Origin of the sequence: Nonomuraea sp. KM90 (genome assembly GCF_052246675.1) — a bacterium.
Lineage (GTDB): Bacteria > Actinomycetota > Actinomycetes > Streptosporangiales > Streptosporangiaceae > Nonomuraea.
Map to the genome: position 1 here is coordinate 1 of NZ_JBQQCB010000384.1, position 893 is coordinate 893.

The window sequence follows — 893 nt, forward strand, 5'->3', positions numbered from 1 at the left end:
CGACCAGGTAGCGCACCGTGCGGCGGGCGGTGTTCAGCCCTTCCAGGTGGGTCAGCAGGTCGTGGGTGGCGCCCGCGCCGTCCACCCGTACCAAGATCTTGGCCTGGCAGGAGTTCGGGATCTGGGCGAGCGCCTCGCGCAGCACCCGCAGATGGTCGGCCACGGTGTTACTGCCTGCGTTCCCAGGGCGCAGCAGCATCGCCAGCGCTTCTTGCGTGTTGGCGCACCAGCAGGCCAGCGGGTGAAAACCGTACGTCTTCTTGAACGTGACCGCCGCGCCGTTCTTGTCGGAGGCGGCGGTGATGACGGTGGCGTCGATGTCGATGACGATCCAGCCGCGCAGTCGTTTGCCGGCCACCGCCAGCCAGGGGAAGCCGCCCGGGCGCAGGTGCAGGAGTTGCCAGACGTGGCGGCGTATCTTCGCCCGGGTCGTGGCGATGCGGGCGAGCATCGGCTCGTCCAGGCCGGCCAGCGTGCGGTGGGTGGTGGAGTCCGACGGCGCGGTTCCGAACAGTGCCGCCTGGTGGGCCTGCAGCCGCTCGGCCTCCAGCATGCTGCGCGCGCCGCACACGATCGCGGTGGCCAGGCTGACCAGCACGTGCGCGCGGTCGCGCCAGGTCGCGCTCTGCCCATCCGGCCACAGTCCGCCGAGCGCGGCGGTCAGCCCCACCCGGTCGGCGAGCTTGTGCAGCAGGACCGCACCCGCGTGACCGACCAGACCTTTTCCATCCGCGGTGACAGACAACCGGCGGTCCCACCCGATACGCTCACTCACCAGAAAGGTGCACCTGCTTCTGCAGCGGATATGGCTTCGACACCCGAATCCTTGCAGTTCAGGGGCACCTTTTCTCATGTTCTAGAGCACAGCTACCGCCCCGGCTGAATAGCTGAGG

At 68.8% G+C, this 893-nt stretch carries 1 protein-coding gene; it reads right to left on the minus strand.

From position 1 onward, the window contains the following. Nucleotides 1-775, minus strand: a 775-nt coding sequence (locus tag ACTWPW_RS64365; protein WP_443175065.1) for a transposase, incomplete at its 3' end; no start/stop codon positions are given. Nucleotides 776-893: the final 118 nt, after the last annotated feature.